The organism is Achromobacter sp. JD-1 (assembly GCF_038594925.1).
GTDB classification, from domain to species: domain Bacteria; phylum Pseudomonadota; class Gammaproteobacteria; order Burkholderiales; family Burkholderiaceae_B; genus Achromobacter; species Achromobacter spanius_C.
The window spans coordinates 44,639-61,376 of sequence record NZ_JBCGCS010000014.1 but is presented as its reverse complement, the minus strand read 5'-3'; the positions used below and the strand labels follow the sequence as shown (position 1 = coordinate 61,376).

13 protein-coding genes are annotated in these 16,738 nt (G+C 66.1%); 4 read left to right on the top strand and 9 right to left on the bottom strand.

Annotation, left to right across the window (positions count from 1 at the left end):
• Positions 1-64: 64 nt before the first annotated feature.
• Positions 65-2,188 (bottom strand): 3-hydroxyacyl-CoA dehydrogenase NAD-binding domain-containing protein, encoded by a 2,124-nt coding sequence (locus tag WBR68_RS20660; protein ID WP_230695120.1) that lies wholly within the window; start codon positions 2,186-2,188, stop codon positions 65-67.
• A gap of 182 nt (positions 2,189-2,370) precedes the next feature.
• Here WBR68_RS20660 and WBR68_RS20655 point away from each other — a divergent pair, with 182 nt between their 5' ends.
• From WBR68_RS20655 to sodC, 4 genes are all read left to right on the top strand, one after another.
• Positions 2,371-3,300: a LysR family transcriptional regulator gene (locus WBR68_RS20655; protein ID WP_050446665.1), complete on the top strand. Its 930-nt coding sequence runs from the start codon at positions 2,371-2,373 to the stop codon at positions 3,298-3,300.
• An 85-nt stretch (positions 3,301-3,385) separates the two neighbouring features.
• On the top strand, positions 3,386-4,630 hold the full coding sequence (locus WBR68_RS20650) for an AI-2E family transporter (protein ID WP_230695119.1): 1,245 nt from the start codon (positions 3,386-3,388) through the stop codon (positions 4,628-4,630).
• Between the two features lie 190 nt (positions 4,631-4,820).
• The gene (locus WBR68_RS20645) at positions 4,821-6,065 is read left to right on the top strand and encodes a DUF445 domain-containing protein (RefSeq protein ID WP_050446739.1); all 1,245 of its coding nucleotides are present in this window, start codon (positions 4,821-4,823) and stop codon (positions 6,063-6,065) included.
• Positions 6,066-6,211: 146 nt separating this feature from the next.
• Complete coding sequence (gene sodC, locus WBR68_RS20640) at positions 6,212-6,736, top strand: superoxide dismutase family protein (RefSeq protein ID WP_050446663.1); 525 nt, start codon at positions 6,212-6,214, stop codon at positions 6,734-6,736.
• 50 nt (positions 6,737-6,786) lie between these two features.
• Here sodC and WBR68_RS20635 read toward each other — a convergent pair whose 3' ends face one another.
• From WBR68_RS20635 to WBR68_RS20600, 8 genes are all read right to left on the bottom strand, one after another.
• The gene (locus WBR68_RS20635; RefSeq protein WP_127184781.1) at positions 6,787-7,422 is read right to left on the bottom strand and encodes a glutathione S-transferase family protein; all 636 of its coding nucleotides are present in this window, start codon (positions 7,420-7,422) and stop codon (positions 6,787-6,789) included.
• Positions 7,423-7,571: 149 nt separating this feature from the next.
• Complete coding sequence (locus WBR68_RS20630) at positions 7,572-8,810, bottom strand: MFS transporter (RefSeq protein ID WP_230695118.1); 1,239 nt, start codon at positions 8,808-8,810, stop codon at positions 7,572-7,574.
• 160 nt (positions 8,811-8,970) lie between these two features.
• The gene (gene map, locus WBR68_RS20625; RefSeq protein ID WP_050446660.1) at positions 8,971-9,762 is read right to left on the bottom strand and encodes a type I methionyl aminopeptidase; all 792 of its coding nucleotides are present in this window, start codon (positions 9,760-9,762) and stop codon (positions 8,971-8,973) included.
• Entirely contained in the window at positions 9,763-10,005 is a 243-nt protein-coding gene (locus WBR68_RS20620) for a ParD-like family protein (protein ID WP_050446659.1), read from the bottom strand.
• Positions 10,006-10,089: 84 nt separating this feature from the next.
• Positions 10,090-12,003, bottom strand: a complete 1,914-nt coding sequence (locus WBR68_RS20615; protein ID WP_230695117.1) for a B12-binding domain-containing radical SAM protein — start codon at positions 12,001-12,003, stop codon at positions 10,090-10,092.
• Positions 12,004-12,171: 168 nt separating this feature from the next.
• A complete protein-coding gene (locus tag WBR68_RS20610) occupies positions 12,172-12,870 on the bottom strand; it encodes a DUF2894 domain-containing protein (protein ID WP_370641257.1) in 699 nt (232 codons plus the stop codon).
• Positions 12,860-13,510: an OmpA family protein gene (locus tag WBR68_RS20605; RefSeq protein WP_050446658.1), complete on the bottom strand. Its 651-nt coding sequence runs from the start codon at positions 13,508-13,510 to the stop codon at positions 12,860-12,862. Before WBR68_RS20605 ends, WBR68_RS20610 begins: the two co-directional genes overlap by 11 nt.
• On the bottom strand, positions 13,507-16,737 hold the full coding sequence (locus WBR68_RS20600; RefSeq protein WP_230695116.1) for a DUF802 domain-containing protein: 3,231 nt from the start codon (positions 16,735-16,737) through the stop codon (positions 13,507-13,509). Before WBR68_RS20600 ends, WBR68_RS20605 begins: the two co-directional genes overlap by 4 nt.
• Position 16,738 lies beyond the last annotated feature (1 nt).

The following is a 16,738-nucleotide window of genomic DNA, read 5'->3' as shown; positions in this document are numbered from 1 at the left end:
TCGAAAGTGGGTTCTGTATTCAGGCGGGCGGTGTTCAGGCGGCCGGCGGCTAAAAAACCTGCGTTCAGGCAGCCTGATTCAGGCTGGCGAAGTTGCGGCCGGATTCGGCCAGGCGCACCAATAGCGGCGACGGCTTCCAGAACGCCGGGTCTTCCTGCTCATAGGCGCGGATGTCGGCCAGCACGCGGTCCAGGCCCACGCTGTCGGCGTAGTGCATCGGGCCGCCGTGGTGGCGCGGAAAGCCGTAGCCGGACAGGAACACCACGTCCACGTCGGACGGGCGCAGCGCAATGCCCTGGTCCAGCACGTTGGCGGCTTCGTTGATCATGGCGGCCAGGTAGCGGCGCTGGATGTCTTCGTGCGTGAACGGGCGCGGGGTGACGCCGGCTCGGCGGCGTTCGTCGTCGATGATGGCCAGCACGTCCGGATCCGGCGTGCCCACGCGCGCGCCATCGGGGTACAGGTAAAAGCCACGGCCCGTCTTCTGGCCGAACCAGCCGCGTTCGCACAGGCGGTCGGGAATCTGCACGTAGCGCAAGGCGGGGTCGCGGGTGGCGGCGCGGCGCTTGCGGGTGGCCCAGCCGATGTCACCGCCCGCCAGGTCGGCCATCTGGTAGGGGCCCATGGGGTAGCCAAACTCGCGCACGGCGGCGTCGATGTCGTAGGGCGACGCGCCGTCTTCCATCATCATGTCCGCCGCCTGCCGGTGCACGGCCAGGATGCGGTTACCGATAAAGCCATCGCACACGCCCGCGCGCACGGGCGTCTTGCGCAGTTTGCGCGCCAGTTCGAAGCCGGTGGCCACCGTGTCGGGCGCGGTCTGCTCGCCCACCACGATCTCCAGCAGCTTCATGATGTTGGCCGGCGAAAAGAAGTGCAGCCCCAGCACGTTGCCCGGATGTCGCGTGGCGGTGGCGACGCGGTTCACGTCCAGGTACGACGTGTTGGTGGCCAGCACCGCGCCGGGCTTGGCCACGCGGTCCAGTTCGGCAAACACGGCCAGCTTCACGTCCATGTCCTCGAACACGGCCTCGATTATCAGGTCGGCATCGCTCAGGGCGTCGTAGGTGGTGGCGCCGGTCAGGCGTGCCAGCCGGGCGTCGCGTTCTTCTGCCGTGATGCGGCCTTTCTTGAGCAGCAGGTCGTACACCTGCGCCACACGCGCGCGGCCACGTTCCAGCGCGGCGTCGTCCTGCTCAACCATCACCACCGGCAAGCCGGCGTCCAGCACCGACACCGCGATGCCCGCGCCCATCGTACCGCCGCCCACCACGCCGATCTTGTTCAGGGCGCGCGGCTTGCCTTCTTTCAGTTCGGGGACCTTGGTGGTTTCACGCTCGGCAAAGAAGGCGTGCACCAGGCCGGCGCGCTGCGGGCTGTCCAGGCATTGCAGGAATAGCGCGCGTTCGGTGCGCAGGCCTTCGTCAAAGGGTTGCTCGATGGCGGCGCGCACGGCTTCGACGATTTTGGCGGGCGAATACAGCCCGCGCAGCGTCTTGGCGATGCGCTCGCCGGCCGCGGCGGCTTCGGCCAGGGCGGCGGCCTTGTCGGCCAACGCGGCGGTGGCGTCGCGGCTGCGGCGGGGGCCCGCGTCTTGCGCCAAGAGTTGGCGGGTGTAGGCCAGGCCCGCCGTCAGTGGGTCATTGCCTTCGGCCAGCGCATCCACCAGCCCGGCGCGCAATGCGGCGTCGGCCGACAGGTGCTTGCCCGACAGCATCAGGTCCAGCGCGGCGGCCGCGCCAATCAGGCGGGGCGTGCGCTGCGTGCCGCCCGCGCCCGGCAGCAGGCCCAGGTTTACTTCGGGCAAGCCCAGCTTGGCGCTGGCAAGCGCCACGCGATAGTGCGCGGCCAAGGCCACTTCCAGTCCGCCGCCCAGCGCCGCGCCATGCAGCGCGGCCACCACCGGCTTGGTGCTGGCTTCAATCTGGTTGCAGACGTCGGGCAGGGCGGGTGGCTTGGGCGGTTTGCCGAATTCGCGGATGTCGGCGCCGGCAATGAAGTTCTTGCCCGCGCCCACCAGCAGAATGGCGCGCACGTCGGGGTCGGCCTGCGCGGCCTGGATGGCGTCGGCCAGGCCGCGCCGCACGTCCGCGCTAAGCGCGTTGACCGGCGGGTGGTCCAGGGTGATGACCAGGATGTCTTCGTCGCGGCGCGCGTGGGCGGCGCCGGCAGTGCTGCTGTCCGTCATGGGTCCTTGTCTCCTTAGTGGCGGCCGCTGTCGCGGCGCCTGGCAAGCCGGAAAAACCGCTTGTCTTGTTTTGCGTGTGTCTCTTAGTTCTTTATTCTTTCCCAGTAAAGATGTCTTGACAATGCCATCAGGAATTGACACGACGGATAAAAAAATTTGACAATCCGGCCCAAGGAGACGCCATGGACACCAAATCCCTGACCTTGCTGGTCGATATCCTGGACGCCGGCAACTTGAGCGAAGCCGCGCGCCGGCTGAAGATGACCCGCGCCAACGTCAGCTACCACCTGAATCAACTAGAGCGTTCAGTGGGCATGCAACTGGTGCGGCGCACGACGCGCCACGTGGAAGCCACCGAGATCGGGCTGAAGCTGTATCAACATGGCCGCAGCATCCAGGACGAACTGGTCGCCGCGCGCGAGGCGGTCGACACCCTGGGCAAGACGCCGCAAGGCAAGGTGCGCTTGAGCGTGCCCAGCGGCTATGGGCAATTTGTGATGACGCCCTGGCTGCTGGAGTTCAAGCAGGCGTATCCCGATATCGTGCTGGACGTGCTGTTCGAGAACAGCGTTGACGATCTATTGCGCGACGAGGTCGATATCGCGGTACGCATCATGTCCGAGCCGCCGCAAAACCTGGTGGCGCGCGAACTCGGGCTGGTGCGCTACGTGGCCTGCGCATCCAAAGCTTATGCCGACGTGCGGGGGCTGCCCCAGCGGCCCGATGATCTGGCCCAGGCGCCCATCATCAGCGCAGCCGTCATTGGCCGGCCATTGCGGTTGTCGGCCTACTACGGCGGCCAGCCACGCCAGCATGTGGTGCTGGAACCCACGGTAATTTCGCGCAACTACGCCTTTCTACGGGATGCCATTCGCGCCGGGCTGGGGGTGGGCGTGGTGCCGGACTACGTGGTGCATGACGACATTGCGCGCGGCGAGCTGCTGGCGGCGCTGACGCAGTGGCGGCTAAGTATCTTTGGGCGCGGCATGTACATGCTGTACATGCCCAACCGCCACCATCCGCGCGCGATTTCCATGCTGATCGAATTCATTCTGGAACGCGCGCAGCGCGACCACGAAGGGCAGGCGGGGCTGCTGGCGGTGAAGGGGTAAAAGGCAGGGCTGAAAAGCAAACGGAACATCTCCAGGCACGATACTTGCTGTCCACGTTCACCAAAATGAAATGCGAGGGGACGGGATGGAAAGCGCGACGCCGGGGAAGGTGACGCCGGGAAAGACTACGCTGGAAAAAGCGTCGCCGGAAACCATGTCGCCGGAAGAACGGGCGGCGGAAAAGTCCGGGCCGGACGACCGCGCTTCGGATGAAAAAGCCACCGTCCAAGACGCCGGCATCATCCCCGAACCCGCGCCCAACGTCACGCACGTCTGGGCGCGCGGCGCCTGTCTGACCACGCTGACCGTGTTGGCCGTGCTGTTTTCCCTGAAGATGGCGCAGGAATTCATCGTGCCCGTGGTCATGTCCATTGTCGTGGCGTATGCGCTGGACCCTGCCGTGACCCTGATGGAACGGGTGCGCCTGCCGCGCCCGGTCGGTATTGTCATCCTGATGGCCGTGATTGCCTTCGGGCTGGCGGGCCTGGTGTACGCCACGCAAAGCCAGGTCAGCTCCATCATTGAGGCGCTACCCGAGATTTCCGGCAAGATCTCGCGCACGCTAAGCGGTTTTTCCAGCGGCGATGGTTCCTTCATTGAACGCATCAAAGGCGCGGCCAGCGTGCTGCAGGATACCGGCGGCGTAGAGCCGGGCCGCCAGGTGGTGGTGGCCAAGTCCGACGCGGGCTTCAGTGAATTCCTGCTGTGGGGTTCCAAGGGGCTGGCCACCTTCCTGGGCCAGGCCACCATGAGCGTGTTCCTGGTGTTCTTCCTGCTGCTGTCGGGCAACGCGTTCAAGCGCAAGTTCGTCAAGGTGGCGGGCACGACCTTGTCGCAGAAGAAGATCAGCGTGCACATGCTGGACCAGATCAACAATTCGATTCACATGTACATGGCGATGATGCTGGTCACGAACGTGGCGCTGGGCGTGCTGTCGTGGGGCGCATTTCGCCTGTTGGGCCTGGAAAACGCCGCCACCTGGGCGGTGGTGGCGGGCGCCTTGCACATCATTCCGTACTTTGGCCCGCTGATGACGGCGGTGGGCACGGGGGTGGCGGCGCTGATTCAATTCGGCGAAATCGGGCCGGCGCTACAGGTGGCGGGCAGCTCGGTGGCCATTGCCTTGCTGATCGGCGTGCTGGTCACGACCTGGATGTCGGGCCGCATCGCCAGGATGAACTCGGTGGCCGTCTTCATGATGCTGCTCTTGTTCACCTGGCTGTGGGGCATCTGGGGCACGCTGCTGTCGGTGCCCATTGCGTTTATCGCCAAGGTGGTGGCGGATCACATCGAAGGGCTGGAAGCCGTGTCGGAGTTCCTGGGCGAGTAGCGCAGTTGGTATGCTGACGCCTCGCTTGCCACGCCGAAGTTGCCACGCCGACACCGCCATGCCTGATAAGCCCGAACCCGCCGACACGCCGAAGACTCCCGACTCGCCACCCCAGCCCGGACGGGCCTCCGCCGCGTTCGCCACGCATTCCACCTTGGCCTCCGACGCGCGCCGCACGCAGTTGCGGCGCATGAAAATCGCCGCGCTGGCGCTGTTGGTGGCTATGGTCTGTGGCTTCATCACCAGCCATGTCATGGGCGGGCAGGGGGCATGGGCCTGGGTGCGGGCGTTTTGCGAAGCGGCCACGGTGGGCGCGCTGGCGGACTGGTTCGCGGTGGTGGCGCTGTTTCGCCGTCCGATGGGGCTGCCAATTCCGCACACCGCCATCATTCCCAGCAACAAAGACCGCATTGGCGACAACCTGGCCGTGTTCGTGCGCGACCACTTCCTGGACCCGGACACGCTGATGGAAAAGCTGCGCGTGTTCGATCCCGCCACGCGGCTGTCGCGTTGGCTGGTACGGCCCAAGCAGGCGCATGCCTTGAGCGACGGCGCGCGCCGCGTGGCGCTGCAAACGCTGGACATGCTGGACGACCACGCCGTGCGCGGCGTGATCCAGGAATTCGTGGTGAAGAACCTGCGCGGCTGGGACGCGGCGGGCACCGTCGGCGAAGTGCTGGGCCTGTTGACGCGCGACGGGCGCCACCAGGAATTGCTGGATGCGGCCATGGAGCGCCTGGGCGGCTACCTGGGCGAAGACGACGTGAAGGAACGCGCGTCCACGCTGCTGGTGAAATTTGCGCGCAAGGAATGGCCGCGCATCATCGCGGCGGTGGACGTGGTGAAGTCGGTGGACGGCATTGCCGACAACCTGGCCGACCGCCTGGCCATGGCCTTGATGGACGAGCTGCGCGACGTGCTGTCCGAACCCGACCATCCCGTGCGGCGCGACTACGAAGCCTGGGTGCTGAATTACATCGAACGCCTGAAGACCGACCCGGCCTTGTCGGCCCAGGTTGAAGCCTTGAAGCAGCGCGCCATTGACCACCCCAAGGTGCAGGAATACGTGCAAGGCCTGTGGGACGACATCCACACCGCCTTGCGGCGCGACCTGTCTGACGAAAACTCGGCGCTGGCCGGCCATCTGGAACGCGCCATGCTGGCGCTGGGCCGCAAGCTGGGCGAAGACCCAAGCCTGCGCGACGCCATCAACAGCCACGTGATGGGCAGCGCGCGTCGCCTGACCGGCCGGCTGCGCATCGGCGTGACCGAACACATCTCACGCACGGTGAAAAACTGGGACGAACGCCATCTGGTCGACGAACTGGAGCTGAGCGTGGGGCGCGACCTGCAATACATCCGCTTTAACGGCACGCTGGTCGGCGGGCTGATCGGTGTTGCGCTGCACGCGCTGGTGCTGCTGGTGAATCGTTAAGAAGCCTGATCGCTTGTATCAGGAAGGAAGAATGCTGGTGCGCCGACTTGCCCCGGTGCTATTGTTTTCTGCGCCCTGGGCCAGGCGGCAAGGTTTGCGCTGGCCGGGCATCCGCACCTTGCGTGCATGATTCCAGGAGGCACTTCATGAAGAAAATCTCGATGCTTGTCGCGGCGCTGACGATGGCGGGCGCGTCTGGCGCCGTGCTGGCCGAAGACGTTTCGATGTCGTTCCTGACCGCCGACGGCCTGGGCAAAAGCGCCGGCACGATTTCGCTGAAGGACACCCCGGGTGGGCTGGAGATCACGCCCAATCTGAACGGCTTGAAGCCGGGCGAGCACGGCTTTCACGTCCACGAAAAGGGTTCCTGCATGCCGGGCATGGTGAACGGCAAGATGGTGCCTGGCGGCGCGGCGGGCGGGCATCTGGACCCCAAGGGCACCAAGGCCCACAAGGGGCCGATGGCCAAGGACGGGCACCAGGGCGATCTGCCGTTCATTACGGTGGCGGAAGACGGCACGGCCAAGAAAGCCGTGGTGGCGCCACATCTGAAGCTGGCCGATGTGAAAGGGCACGCGATGATGGTGCACATAGGCGGCGACAACTATAGCGACAAGCCCGAGCCGCTGGGCGGCGGGGGCGGGCGTTTGGTCTGCGGCGTGGTGAAGTAGCACAGCAGGCTGGCTGATCGGTCAGCGGACCCGTCAGCCAAGCCCACCCGTCAAACCATGCCGTTGCGCCCGTACAGCCGGTAGCCCTCGCGGGCGGCCAGCCGGTCGTAATAGGCGCTGACGGCGGGCAGGGCGGGTTTTTCATGGGCAGGGCCGAAAGGCGTCGCGAACCAGCGGTTGACCGATAGGCCGATGGGGATGTCCGCCAAGCTGAAGGCCTCGCCCGCTACATACGCACCGGTTTGCGCCAGCCGGGTATCCAGGATGCCCATGTACAAGGCCCAAGCCTGGCACGACGCCGCGATACTGGCCGCATCCTGGTGCGCGGGCGATTGCCGCGCCAGCGCCATGAAGGCGTAGCTCCAGGACCGGTTCAGGTCGGTGGCCTGCCAATCCATCCATTGATCCACGCGCGCTCGTAATTTCGGTTCAGCCGGATAGAGCGCCTGCCCGCCGTACTGCGCGGCCAGGTAGCGGATGATGCTGTTCGACTCCCACAGCACGAAGTCTCCGTCCTGGATGACGGGCACCATGGCGTTCGGGTTCAGCGCCAGAAAGCGCGGGTCGCTGGTGGGCTGAAAGCCCGAGCCCCAGTCTTCGCGGGTAAAGGGCAGGGTCAGTTCCGCGCAGGTCCAGAGCACTTTGCGCACATTGATGGACGAGGCTTTGCCCAGGATTTTCAGCATTTTCGGTGGCGAGCAGGGCGGTTGTGCGGCGGCTGGAAGCAATATCAAAGGGGTATCGCCGCAGTCTAGCGGCAGGCAGCCACGGCCGCCAGATACAGAGCCACGCGCGCGCAGGCACAACAGATTGCTGGCGGACTTCGACCCTCGGGTCAGGCTTCAACGGTGTGTGGTTGGCTTTGCAGGCGCGCGACGGGCGACGTGAACAACACCACGAACTGCACCAGAAAGCCCGCAGTCGACACCCACAGGCAGGCGTCCAGCCCGATGCGGTCGGCCAGCGCCGCGCCAATCAGCGCGCCCACGGGCCGCGCGCCATAGGTAGCTGTCAGGATCACGGCCGATACGCGGCCCAGCAGCGCGTTCGGCGTGACGGCCTGGCGCAACGTCGTGGTGGTAATGGTCCACAAGATCGGGCCCGCCCCAAACAGGAAGAAGCCCACCGCCGCGACCACGCCCGACGGATACGCCAAGGTGAACAGCAACAGAACGCTTGCCGCCAAGGCCGATAGCGGTCCGGCCGCGATCATCGCGCCAAAGGACAGGCGGCGCGCCAGCCATGGCGCGGCCAGGGCGCCCGCCAGCATGCCGCCGCCGTACACGCCCAAGGTGATGCCCACGCCCGTGGCGTTCAAGCCCAGGCGCTCAATGGCATAGACCACGTACACGGCTTGCAGCACGAACCAGGCGGTATTGAAGAACACCGCCGTGATCAGCACGGGACGCAGCAGCGGGTGCGTGGCGACGAACGCGGCCCCTTCGCGCAGTTCGGTCAAGGGATGGCGGCGCGGGGCGTTGGCCAGGTTCGCGTTACCCGCCGACCCGTCCCGAGGCAAGCCCGCCAGCAGCGCCGCCGCCAGCAAAGACAAGGTGGTGGCCAGCACATACGCGGTGGGCGCGCCCATCCAGCCGACCAGCGCGCCGCCCGCCGCCGGCCCCGCCGCGAACGCGCTGCTGCGCGCCAGTTCCAGCCAGCGGTTGGCGCTGGCCAATTCGCTGGCGGGCACCAGCCGGGGCAGCAATGCCGGCGCGGAAACGTTGTACGCCACGGTGCCAACCGCGCCCAGAAAACCCAGCGCGGCCAGCCAGGCCAGGTTCAGTCCACCCATCCACAACAAGGCCAGCAGCCCCAGCAGGCTGGCGGCGCGCACGCATTCGGCAGCGGTCATCAGCGCTTTGCGCGACATGCGGTCGGCCAGCACGCCGGCCGGCATCGATAGCAATAGAAAGGGCAAGGTTTGCGCGGCTTGCAGTGTGCCGGTCTGCGCGGCGGTGGCGCCCAGCGCCAGCACGGCGACCAGCGGCGCGGCCGCCAGCGCCATCTGCTCGGAAAACTGGGCGGCCAAGTTGGAAGCGGCCAGGCGGCGAAACGCAAGGGGCAGGGTGGGCATGGGGGAACAAACGCTGCGCCGAAAACGGCAAGGGCACGATCATGATCGTGCCCTTGGCGGCTTGCACTCCGGTCCTTGCCCTTTGCGCCTATCCGGCGTGATCAGGAAAGGCGGGGTTCAGGAAGGCTGGGTTCAGGAAAGGCGCGTCAGGAAAGGCGCTTCAGGGAATCGGCGGATAGTCGCCGTAGCCGTCGGGCCAAGGCGTCAGCACCTCGTAGCCGGTGTCGGTCACCACCACCATGTGTTCCCATTGCGCCGACAGCGAACGGTCTTTGGTGACCACGGTCCAGCCGTCAGGCAACTGCTTGGTGGCCGGTTTGCCCGCGTTGATCATGGGTTCGATGGTGAACATCATGCCGGGTTGCAGCACCAGCCCTTCGCCGGGCCGGCCGTAGTGCAGCACCTGCGGTTCGTCGTGGTAGATCTGGCCGATGCCGTGGCCGCAGTATTCGCGCACGATGGAAAAGTGTTCGCGGTGCGCCACGGTCTGGATGGCGTGGCCGATGTCGCCCAGCGTGGCGCCCGGCTTCACAGCCATGATGCCGGCGCGGGTGGCTTCATAGGTGGTGTTGACCAGGCGGCGCGCCAGCGGGCTGGGTTGGCCCACGTAGTACATGCGGCTGGTGTCGCCAAACCAGCCGTCCTTGATGACGGCCACGTCGATGTTCAGGATGTCGCCGTTTTTCAGCACCTTGGGCCCGGGAATGCCGTGGCAGATCACATGGTTGACCGACGCGCAGATGGTCTTGGGAAAGCCGTGGTAGCCGACGTTGGCGGGAATGGCTTTCAGCACATTGACGATGTATTCGTTGCAGATGCGGTCAAGCTCGTCGGTGGTAACGCCGGGGCGCACGTGTTCGCCGATCATGTGCAGCACTTCGGCCGCCATGGCGCCGGCCTTGCGGGCCATTTCGATATCAGCGGCGGATTTGATGGATACCTTGCGTGCCATTTACGCGACCTCCTGGGCCGCGTCCGGCAGCCGCCGAGACAGGGAGGCAATGGTGAAGCCTTCGCCCTGTTCAATGCGGATCAGCAACTGGCAGATGTCAGCGTGGCGCAGTTCGGGATAGAGCTCGGACAGCATGCCGATGCGCATCCAGTGTTCGGCTTGGGAATTGATCGAGCGGCTGAGGGCGCCGCTGGCGACGCGCAGATTCTCATGCATCTGCTCAGAGATTTTGACGAGGCCCATAAAGAATGATCCATATATGGTTTGTATATGGACCGTATGGTACTGCGCGTTGGGGGCTTCGCGCAAATCGAGGCCGCCCCTGCCTTAGCCTTGCTGGCTGAGCGCCCGCGCAATGCGGTTTTTCGACACGGTGGTTTTCGGCACCTTGAACGGAAACCAGGTTCGCACGTCTTCATCCAGGCCAATGCCGTGCATGTAGTTATAGATGGCTTTCTTCAGCGCGCGGCCCAGCGCATCATGATCCACGCCCGTGGGGTCATGAAAACCGATGTCGTTCTTGGCGAAGGTAACAGGCGGCAGCGGTTGCAGCGTCACCCCGTATTCCTCGGGGTTCTTGCCCACCGGCGAATGCACCGTACAGGCAAAGCGATGGAAGAACCCGCTTTGGATGCAGTCGTTGGCGAACAGTTGGCGCACGTACTCCAGCGCGTCCACGGTGTCTTGCACCGTTTGCGTCGGAAAGCCGTACATCAGATACGCATGTACCAGGATGCCGGCGTCCGAAAACGCGCGCGTGACGCGGGCCACCTGATCGACCGACACGCCTTTCTTCATCAGGTTCAGCAAGCGGTCCGACGCCACTTCCAAACCGCCCGACACGGCGATGCAGCCGCTGTCAGCCAGCAGTTCGCACAGTTCGGGGCTGAAGGTTTTTTCGAAGCGGATGTTGCCCCACCACGAAATGCCCGTGTTGCGCTCGATGAGTTCGGTGGCCAGCGCCTTGAGTGACTTGGGTGGCGCGGCTTCGTCCACAAAGTGGAAACCGGTCTGCCCGGTTTCACGCACGATGGCTTCAATGCGGTCGGCCAGTACGGACGCCGACGCGCCTTCATAACGGCCGATGTAGTCCAGGCTGACGTCGCAGAAGCTGCATTTTTTCCAGTAGCAGCCGTGCGCCACGGTCAGCTTGTTCCAGCGCCCGTCGCTCCAGAGGCGGTGCATGGGGTTCAGCATGTCCAGCAGCGACAGGTAGCGGTCCAGCGGCAGGCCGTCCCAGGTGGGCGTGCCCACTTCCGCGAAGGCCACGTCGGGTTCCACCAGGTTCACGTACTGCACGGCGCCGCTGTCCTGGTTGCGCACGAAGGTACGCACCAGGCGTTGGCGCGAGCGCTTGCCCTGCACGTGTTCCAGCAAGGCCAAGAGCGGGCGTTCGCCGGCATCCAGGCAGACGTAGTCAAAGTAGTCGAACACGCGCGGGTCTTTCAGTTCGCGCAGTTCGGTATTGACGAAGCCGCCGCCCAGCACGGTGACGATGCTGGGGTCTTGCGCCTTGATGGTCTGCGCGATGCGGAAGGCCGCGTAGACCGCGCCGGGAAACGGCACCGACAACAGCACCATCGTCGGCGCGTGGCGCGACAGGGCTTCGGTCGTCAGTTCGCGCAGTGTGTCGTCCACCAGCGTGGGCGCGCTGGCCAGGGCGTTGGCCAAGGGGTCGAAGGTGGGCTGGCTGCCCGCCAGCGATTCGGCATAGCGCACGAATTCAAAGCGATCGTCCACGGCGTCGCGCAGCACGTCGGCCAGGTCGTTCAGGTAGAGGGTGGCCAGGTGCTTGGCGCGGTCTTGCAGCCCCAACGCGCCGAACGCCCAACCCAAGGGGTCGCCGCCGTCTTCGTCCATGTAGACGTCCAGCGTGCTGAAACGCGGGCCTTCGGGCAGGAAGTGACGCCCCACGATGCGGTGCGCCAGCGTGGAATCCCGCCCTTGCAGGAAAGCGATGGTCGGCCCGATGGTGGCCAGGTAGCGCGGCTGCATCGCCACGAAGGCCTGGATGGCGGGCGTGTGCTTTTCAAGCTGCAGGGCGTTGACCCGCTCCGCCACGGCGCGCAAGCCCTCCGCCGACAACAGGCGCAACACCAGCGCAAGCGCCAGGTCTTCCTGCACCGCGTTCACGTCGCGCGAACGCAGGAAACCGGTCAGGTAGGCGGTGGAGGGGTAGGGCGTATTCAGCTGCGTCATCGGAGGGATGATGGACAGCACGCGTAGAGGCAAGGTGGACATGAGGCACGGCATGGCTGCCGTCAAAGCGGAAGTTGGGACGATGGGTCGGGGCGGCGGGTTTGGGGCGATGGGCTTGGGCCGCTGGCTAGGGCAATTATAGGCAGCACGGCCATTTGCCCTGAACGCCGGGCTGCTTGCGCGCGAGCCTGGGTACGCCTTTCCGTACGCTTAGCGCGCCTTTGCCCGCGATGTTTTCTTGGCGGCGCCCCGCGCGGCGTCCTTGGGGGCGGGCGCGGTGGCCGCGTGGATCTGCTCCATCCACATCAGCGCGTCCGTGTACGACAGGAACTGCTGCAGGTAACCGGGCGATAACTCGCGCATCAAGGACAGCGCACGGTGCACCAACTGGTTGGAATTGAGCGGGCCGGCGTTCTTGTGCACCTGCTGCTGCGACTGCCGCACCTGCCGGTCAGCGCTGACGCGCGACCACACGGCGCGAAAATACTCCAGCATCTGCACGTCGGGGTAAGCCTCGCGCAGGCCGAGCGCGTCGCGGTTCCAGTCGGGCTCGCCATCCGGGGTGTTCAGACTTGGGTCCGCCAGATAAGCCAGCAAACCGGCCAGCGCGCTGGGTTCGGCATCCGGTTCGGCGTCTGCCCCAGCTTCTGGTTCGACATCCGCATTGGCATCCGGCTCGGCATCCAGCAACTGCGCGTAGGCATTCAAATGCCCCGCCAACTTTTCGTCCAGCAACTGCCGCGCCGGGCCGTCCAGCACGGCGGCGCGCCGCGCCATCGCTTGCAGGAAGCAAAAGCGCACCGGGTCGGCCTGGTCGGCTCCACCCTCGCGCCAAGCGTCCAGCATGGCCTGCGCATCCACAATGGCCTGCGCGTCCAGCGTGCCTTGGCTGCTGCCGTCACTGCTCACGCGGTTTTCCCGGGGCATCGGATTGCTTGGGGATGGGCGTGATCTCTACCCGGCGATTCTTGGCGCGGCCTTCCTCGTCGGTGTTGGACGCCACCGGCTGCTCGGACCCGAACGCCGCTGCGAACACCGTGGAAGACGGCACGCCTTCGTCGATCAAGGCGCGCGTGACGGTCAGGGCGCGCTGCGCCGACAGATCCCAGTTGTCCGCAAAGCGGCGGTTGCCCTCGTGCACCTGCTGGTTGTCGGTATAGCCGCTGACCATCAGAATTTCGTCGTGCGTTTTCAGGTACCTGGATAGCGGTTCAATCAGCGATTTCAGAATCTCGCGGCCTTCCGGCTGCAACTGGTCGGAGTTCAGCGCAAACAGCACGCTGCCGCTGATGCCGATGCGGCCATTGACCAGGGTTACGCGGCCCGCCGCCAGCGGAACGGCCAGCGCCTGTTCCAGCGTTTCGCGACGCTGGGTTTCTTCCTGGCGCTGCTTGACCTCTTCTTCCAACTGCGTCGACAACTGCAACTGCATGCCGATCACGCTGACCAGAATCAGCACGAAGGCGCCCAGCAGCACCGACATCAGGTCGCCGAACACGGCCCAGGCGGGGGCGGAAGGCTCGATGCCGCCGTCGATGTCGTCGCTCATGCGGTTTCCGCGCTGGCGGCAGCGCGCTGGACGGCCAGCTGCTGCAGGTTTTCAATAATCTGCTTTTGCGACATCAGGCTCAGGTCCACCACTTCGCGCGCTTGCGCCACGTAGTAGGACAGCTGTTCGTCGCCCCGCGCAATCGACTTGTCCAGCGCGGCTTCAATGCGTTGCAGGTGTTCCACCAGCGTGTTGTTGGACTCGCCGAACAACTGCACCGCCGCGCCGAAGGATTCGCCCAGGCTGGCCACTTCCACCGCGCTGGTGGTGACGTGCGCCGCCACGTCCGTCAGCTTGCCGGTTTCGGCTTCGACGCGTTCGGTGAACTGCGTGCCCACGCGCTCCAGCAATTCGGCCGACGAGGCCAGCAGCGCGTCCACCGCCGAGCGTTGTTCGGCGGCGGTGTGGTTGACGGCATTGAGCAGGGTGTCCAGCGTGTCCAGCAAACGATTGCGCTCTTGCAGCATGTCGTTGTCGCGGACCATGCTGTCGGACAGCTTCTGGCGCAGTTCGCCGATGACGTCGGCGGCAGCCTTCGGCGCTTCCGACGCGGCCTGCACCAGGCGGCCGATTTCGGCAATGGTTTCGCTGGCGTGCGCCTGCGTTTGCGCGGTGATGCCGTGCGCGGTTTGCGCCAGCGTGTCGGCCAGCGCGGCCAGCTTGGCGGTCCAGGCGGACAGGCGTTCTTCGTCCTTGGCGGCCAGCGCCGCTTGCAGGTCCGCGTGCGACTGGTCCAGCGTGTGCAAGAGCGACGTCGAGTGTTGCTCGAAGGTGGCCGCGGCCGCCTCCAGCGCCTGCTGATTGGCCTCGGCCAATTGCTGGCCTAGCTGTTCCTGGCGCGTCTGCGCGTCGGTCCAGGCTTGCGTGACCTGGCTGGCGGCGGTTTCCAGGCGCGTGGACACGGTCTCCAACACGCCGGCCTGCGCCTGGGTCTGCGCCGTGATCTCTTGCGTGGCCTGGCCCAGCGCCTGCGTCAGTTCCTGCTGGCGGGTGGCGGCCTGCGCGCCCGCCAGTTCCCATTCCTGGCCCAGCGCGTCAGCCATGGCGGCCAGCTTGGTGGTCCAGGCGGACAGGCGTTCTTCGTCCTTGGCGGCCAGCGCCGCTTGCAGGTCCGCGTGCGATTGGTCCAGCGTGCGCAACAGCGCGGCCGAGTGCTGCTCGAACGCAGCGGCGGCGGTGCTCAGGGCTTGCTGGTTGTCGGCGGCCAGCTTCTCGCCCAACTGCGCCTGGCGCGTCTGGGCCTCGGTCCAGGCCTGGGTCACGCTGTTTGCGGCGGTCTCCAGGCGGGTCGACACGCTGTCCAGCAGACGGGACTGCGCTTCGGTCTGGCCGGTGACGTTCTGCGCGGTCTGGGCCAGCGCGTCGCTGATTTCCTGATGGCGCGCCACGCTCTGGTCGCCAACCGCCTTCCATTCCTGACCCAAGGTAGCGGCCATGGTAGCCAGCGTATCGGTCCAGGCGGACAGGCGTTCGTGGTCCTTCGCGGCCAAGGCGGCATGCAGCTCGGCATGCGACTGGTCCAGCGTGCGCAGCAGCGACGCCGAATGCGCCTCGAACGCGGCGGCCGCCGTCGTCAAGGCTTGTTGATTGTCTTGCGCCAGCTTCTCGCTGACTTGTTCGTGGCGGCTCAGCGCGCTGTTCCAGCGGTCCGACACGCTGTTGGCGGCAGCTTCCATGCGGGCCGACACGGCTTCCAGCACGCGGGCTTGCGCGGCGGCCTGCGCGTTGATGTCGCGCACGGTCTGCGCCAGCGTGTCGCTAATGGCCTGTTGGCGGTCGGCGGCTTGGGTGCCGGCCTGTTCCCATTCCTGGCGCAGCGTGGCGCCCATGGCGCCCAGGGTCTCGGCCCAGGCGGCCAGGCGCTGTTGATCGCGCGAGGCCAGGTCCGACTGCAACAGCGCGTGCGAATCGTTCAGCGTGCGCAGCAGCGACGCGGAATGCTGTTCAAAGCTGGCGGCGGCGGCGGTCAGCGCTTGCAGGTTGTCGCCCGCCAGTTTTTCGCTGACGCGCTCCTGGCGCGACAGCGCGGAAGTCCAGGCTTCCGACATATTGCCCGACGACGCCTCCAGGCGCGCGGACACGCCGTCCAGCAGCGCGGCCGAGCGTTGTTCGAAGGTTTCGGCAAAGCGGTCCATCGAGGCGCGCAGGTCTTGCGCCAGCGTTTCGCTTGCGCGTTGCTGGCCGGCCAGCGCCTGGTTCCAGATGTCGGCCACATTGGCGGTGGACGCCTGGAAGCCCGAGGTCAGGCTGCTCAATTGTTGCTGCACGGCTTGCGCCACCGTGTCTTGCAGGCTGGCGGTTTCGCGCGACAGGCTTTCCATCGTGGCCTGCACGACGGGCTGCAAGGCCACGCCGGCGGAACGCGCGCTTTCGGCCACGCCTTCCTTCATGGACTGTTCCATCACCGACGCCAGCCGGGCGTAGGCGGCTTCGGCCTTGCCCTGGAAAGCGTCCTGGCTGGCCAATTGGCGGTCATTCATGGCGCGCGTCTGCTGCTCCATGTTCTGCATCATGGCTTGCAGGCGGTCAACCAGCGTCGGCATGGCCTCGGCCTGGCGCTGCATGACTTCGGCCTGGCGTTGCAGCAGCTTGAAGGATTCTTCGCGCTGATAGCTTTGCGAATACACGCGCAGGGTCGTGGCGATCTTGCTGTCCAGCAGCTGCGCGGCCTGCACCCGATCACGGCGGCACAGCGCGGCTAGCAGACCCAGCATGGCGGACGAAGCCACCCCGGCAATCGAGGTGCCGAACGCAAAGCCCAGGCCCTTGACCGGCGCGGCCAGCGACGCGCGGATGGCGCCCAGGTCGGTCGCGCTTTCCAGCGCCATCCCGGTGCCGCGCAGCGTCACGACCATGCCCAGGAACGTGCCCAGCATGCCCAGCAGCACTAACAGGCCAACCAGATAGGGCGCCAGGGCCGGGCCGGGCAAGCCTACCCGTTCACCTTCAACGCGCAGGCGCGCGGCGTTGCGCAGGCTGGGGTGCAGTTGGTCCAGCCAGGAAGCCAGGCTGGCGGGCGCTTCGGACAGCGCGGCGGTTGCGCGCGTCAGGCTCGACGTGGCTTGCTGATAACCCAGCAGTTCCCACGCGCCGGCCAGGTAACAGACGGCTATCAGCAGCGTCACGGCCAGCGCAAGCGGGTTGGACCCCGCGTAGCCCGCGCCAATCCAGCCCACAACGGCCAAACCGGCCAAAAACACAACGAAATTGATCAGAGTCTTGGACATG

Excerpts from the sequence above, each read along its gene's own strand:
- WBR68_RS20660 (WP_230695120.1), bottom strand. The coding sequence starts at position 2,188 with ATGACGGACAGCAGCACTGCCGGCGCCGCCCACGCGCGCCGCGACGAA.
- sodC (WP_050446663.1), top strand. The coding sequence starts at position 6,212 with ATGAAGAAAATCTCGATGCTTGTCGCGGCGCTGACGATGGCGGGCGCG.
- map (WP_050446660.1), bottom strand. The coding sequence starts at position 9,762 with ATGGCACGCAAGGTATCCATCAAATCCGCCGCTGATATCGAAATGGCC.
- WBR68_RS20630 (WP_230695118.1), bottom strand. The coding sequence starts at position 8,810 with ATGCCCACCCTGCCCCTTGCGTTTCGCCGCCTGGCCGCTTCCAACTTG.
- WBR68_RS20635 (WP_127184781.1), bottom strand. The coding sequence starts at position 7,422 with ATGCTGAAAATCCTGGGCAAAGCCTCGTCCATCAATGTGCGCAAAGTG.
- WBR68_RS20645 (WP_050446739.1), top strand. The coding sequence starts at position 4,821 with ATGAAAATCGCCGCGCTGGCGCTGTTGGTGGCTATGGTCTGTGGCTTC.
- WBR68_RS20615 (WP_230695117.1), bottom strand. The coding sequence starts at position 12,003 with ATGTCCACCTTGCCTCTACGCGTGCTGTCCATCATCCCTCCGATGACG.
- WBR68_RS20655 (WP_050446665.1), top strand. The coding sequence starts at position 2,371 with ATGGACACCAAATCCCTGACCTTGCTGGTCGATATCCTGGACGCCGGC.
- WBR68_RS20600 (WP_230695116.1), bottom strand. The coding sequence starts at position 16,737 with ATGTCCAAGACTCTGATCAATTTCGTTGTGTTTTTGGCCGGTTTGGCC.
- WBR68_RS20650 (WP_230695119.1), top strand. The coding sequence starts at position 3,386 with ATGGAAAGCGCGACGCCGGGGAAGGTGACGCCGGGAAAGACTACGCTG.
- WBR68_RS20605 (WP_050446658.1), bottom strand. The coding sequence starts at position 13,510 with ATGAGCGACGACATCGACGGCGGCATCGAGCCTTCCGCCCCCGCCTGG.
- WBR68_RS20620 (WP_050446659.1), bottom strand. The coding sequence starts at position 10,005 with ATGGGCCTCGTCAAAATCTCTGAGCAGATGCATGAGAATCTGCGCGTC.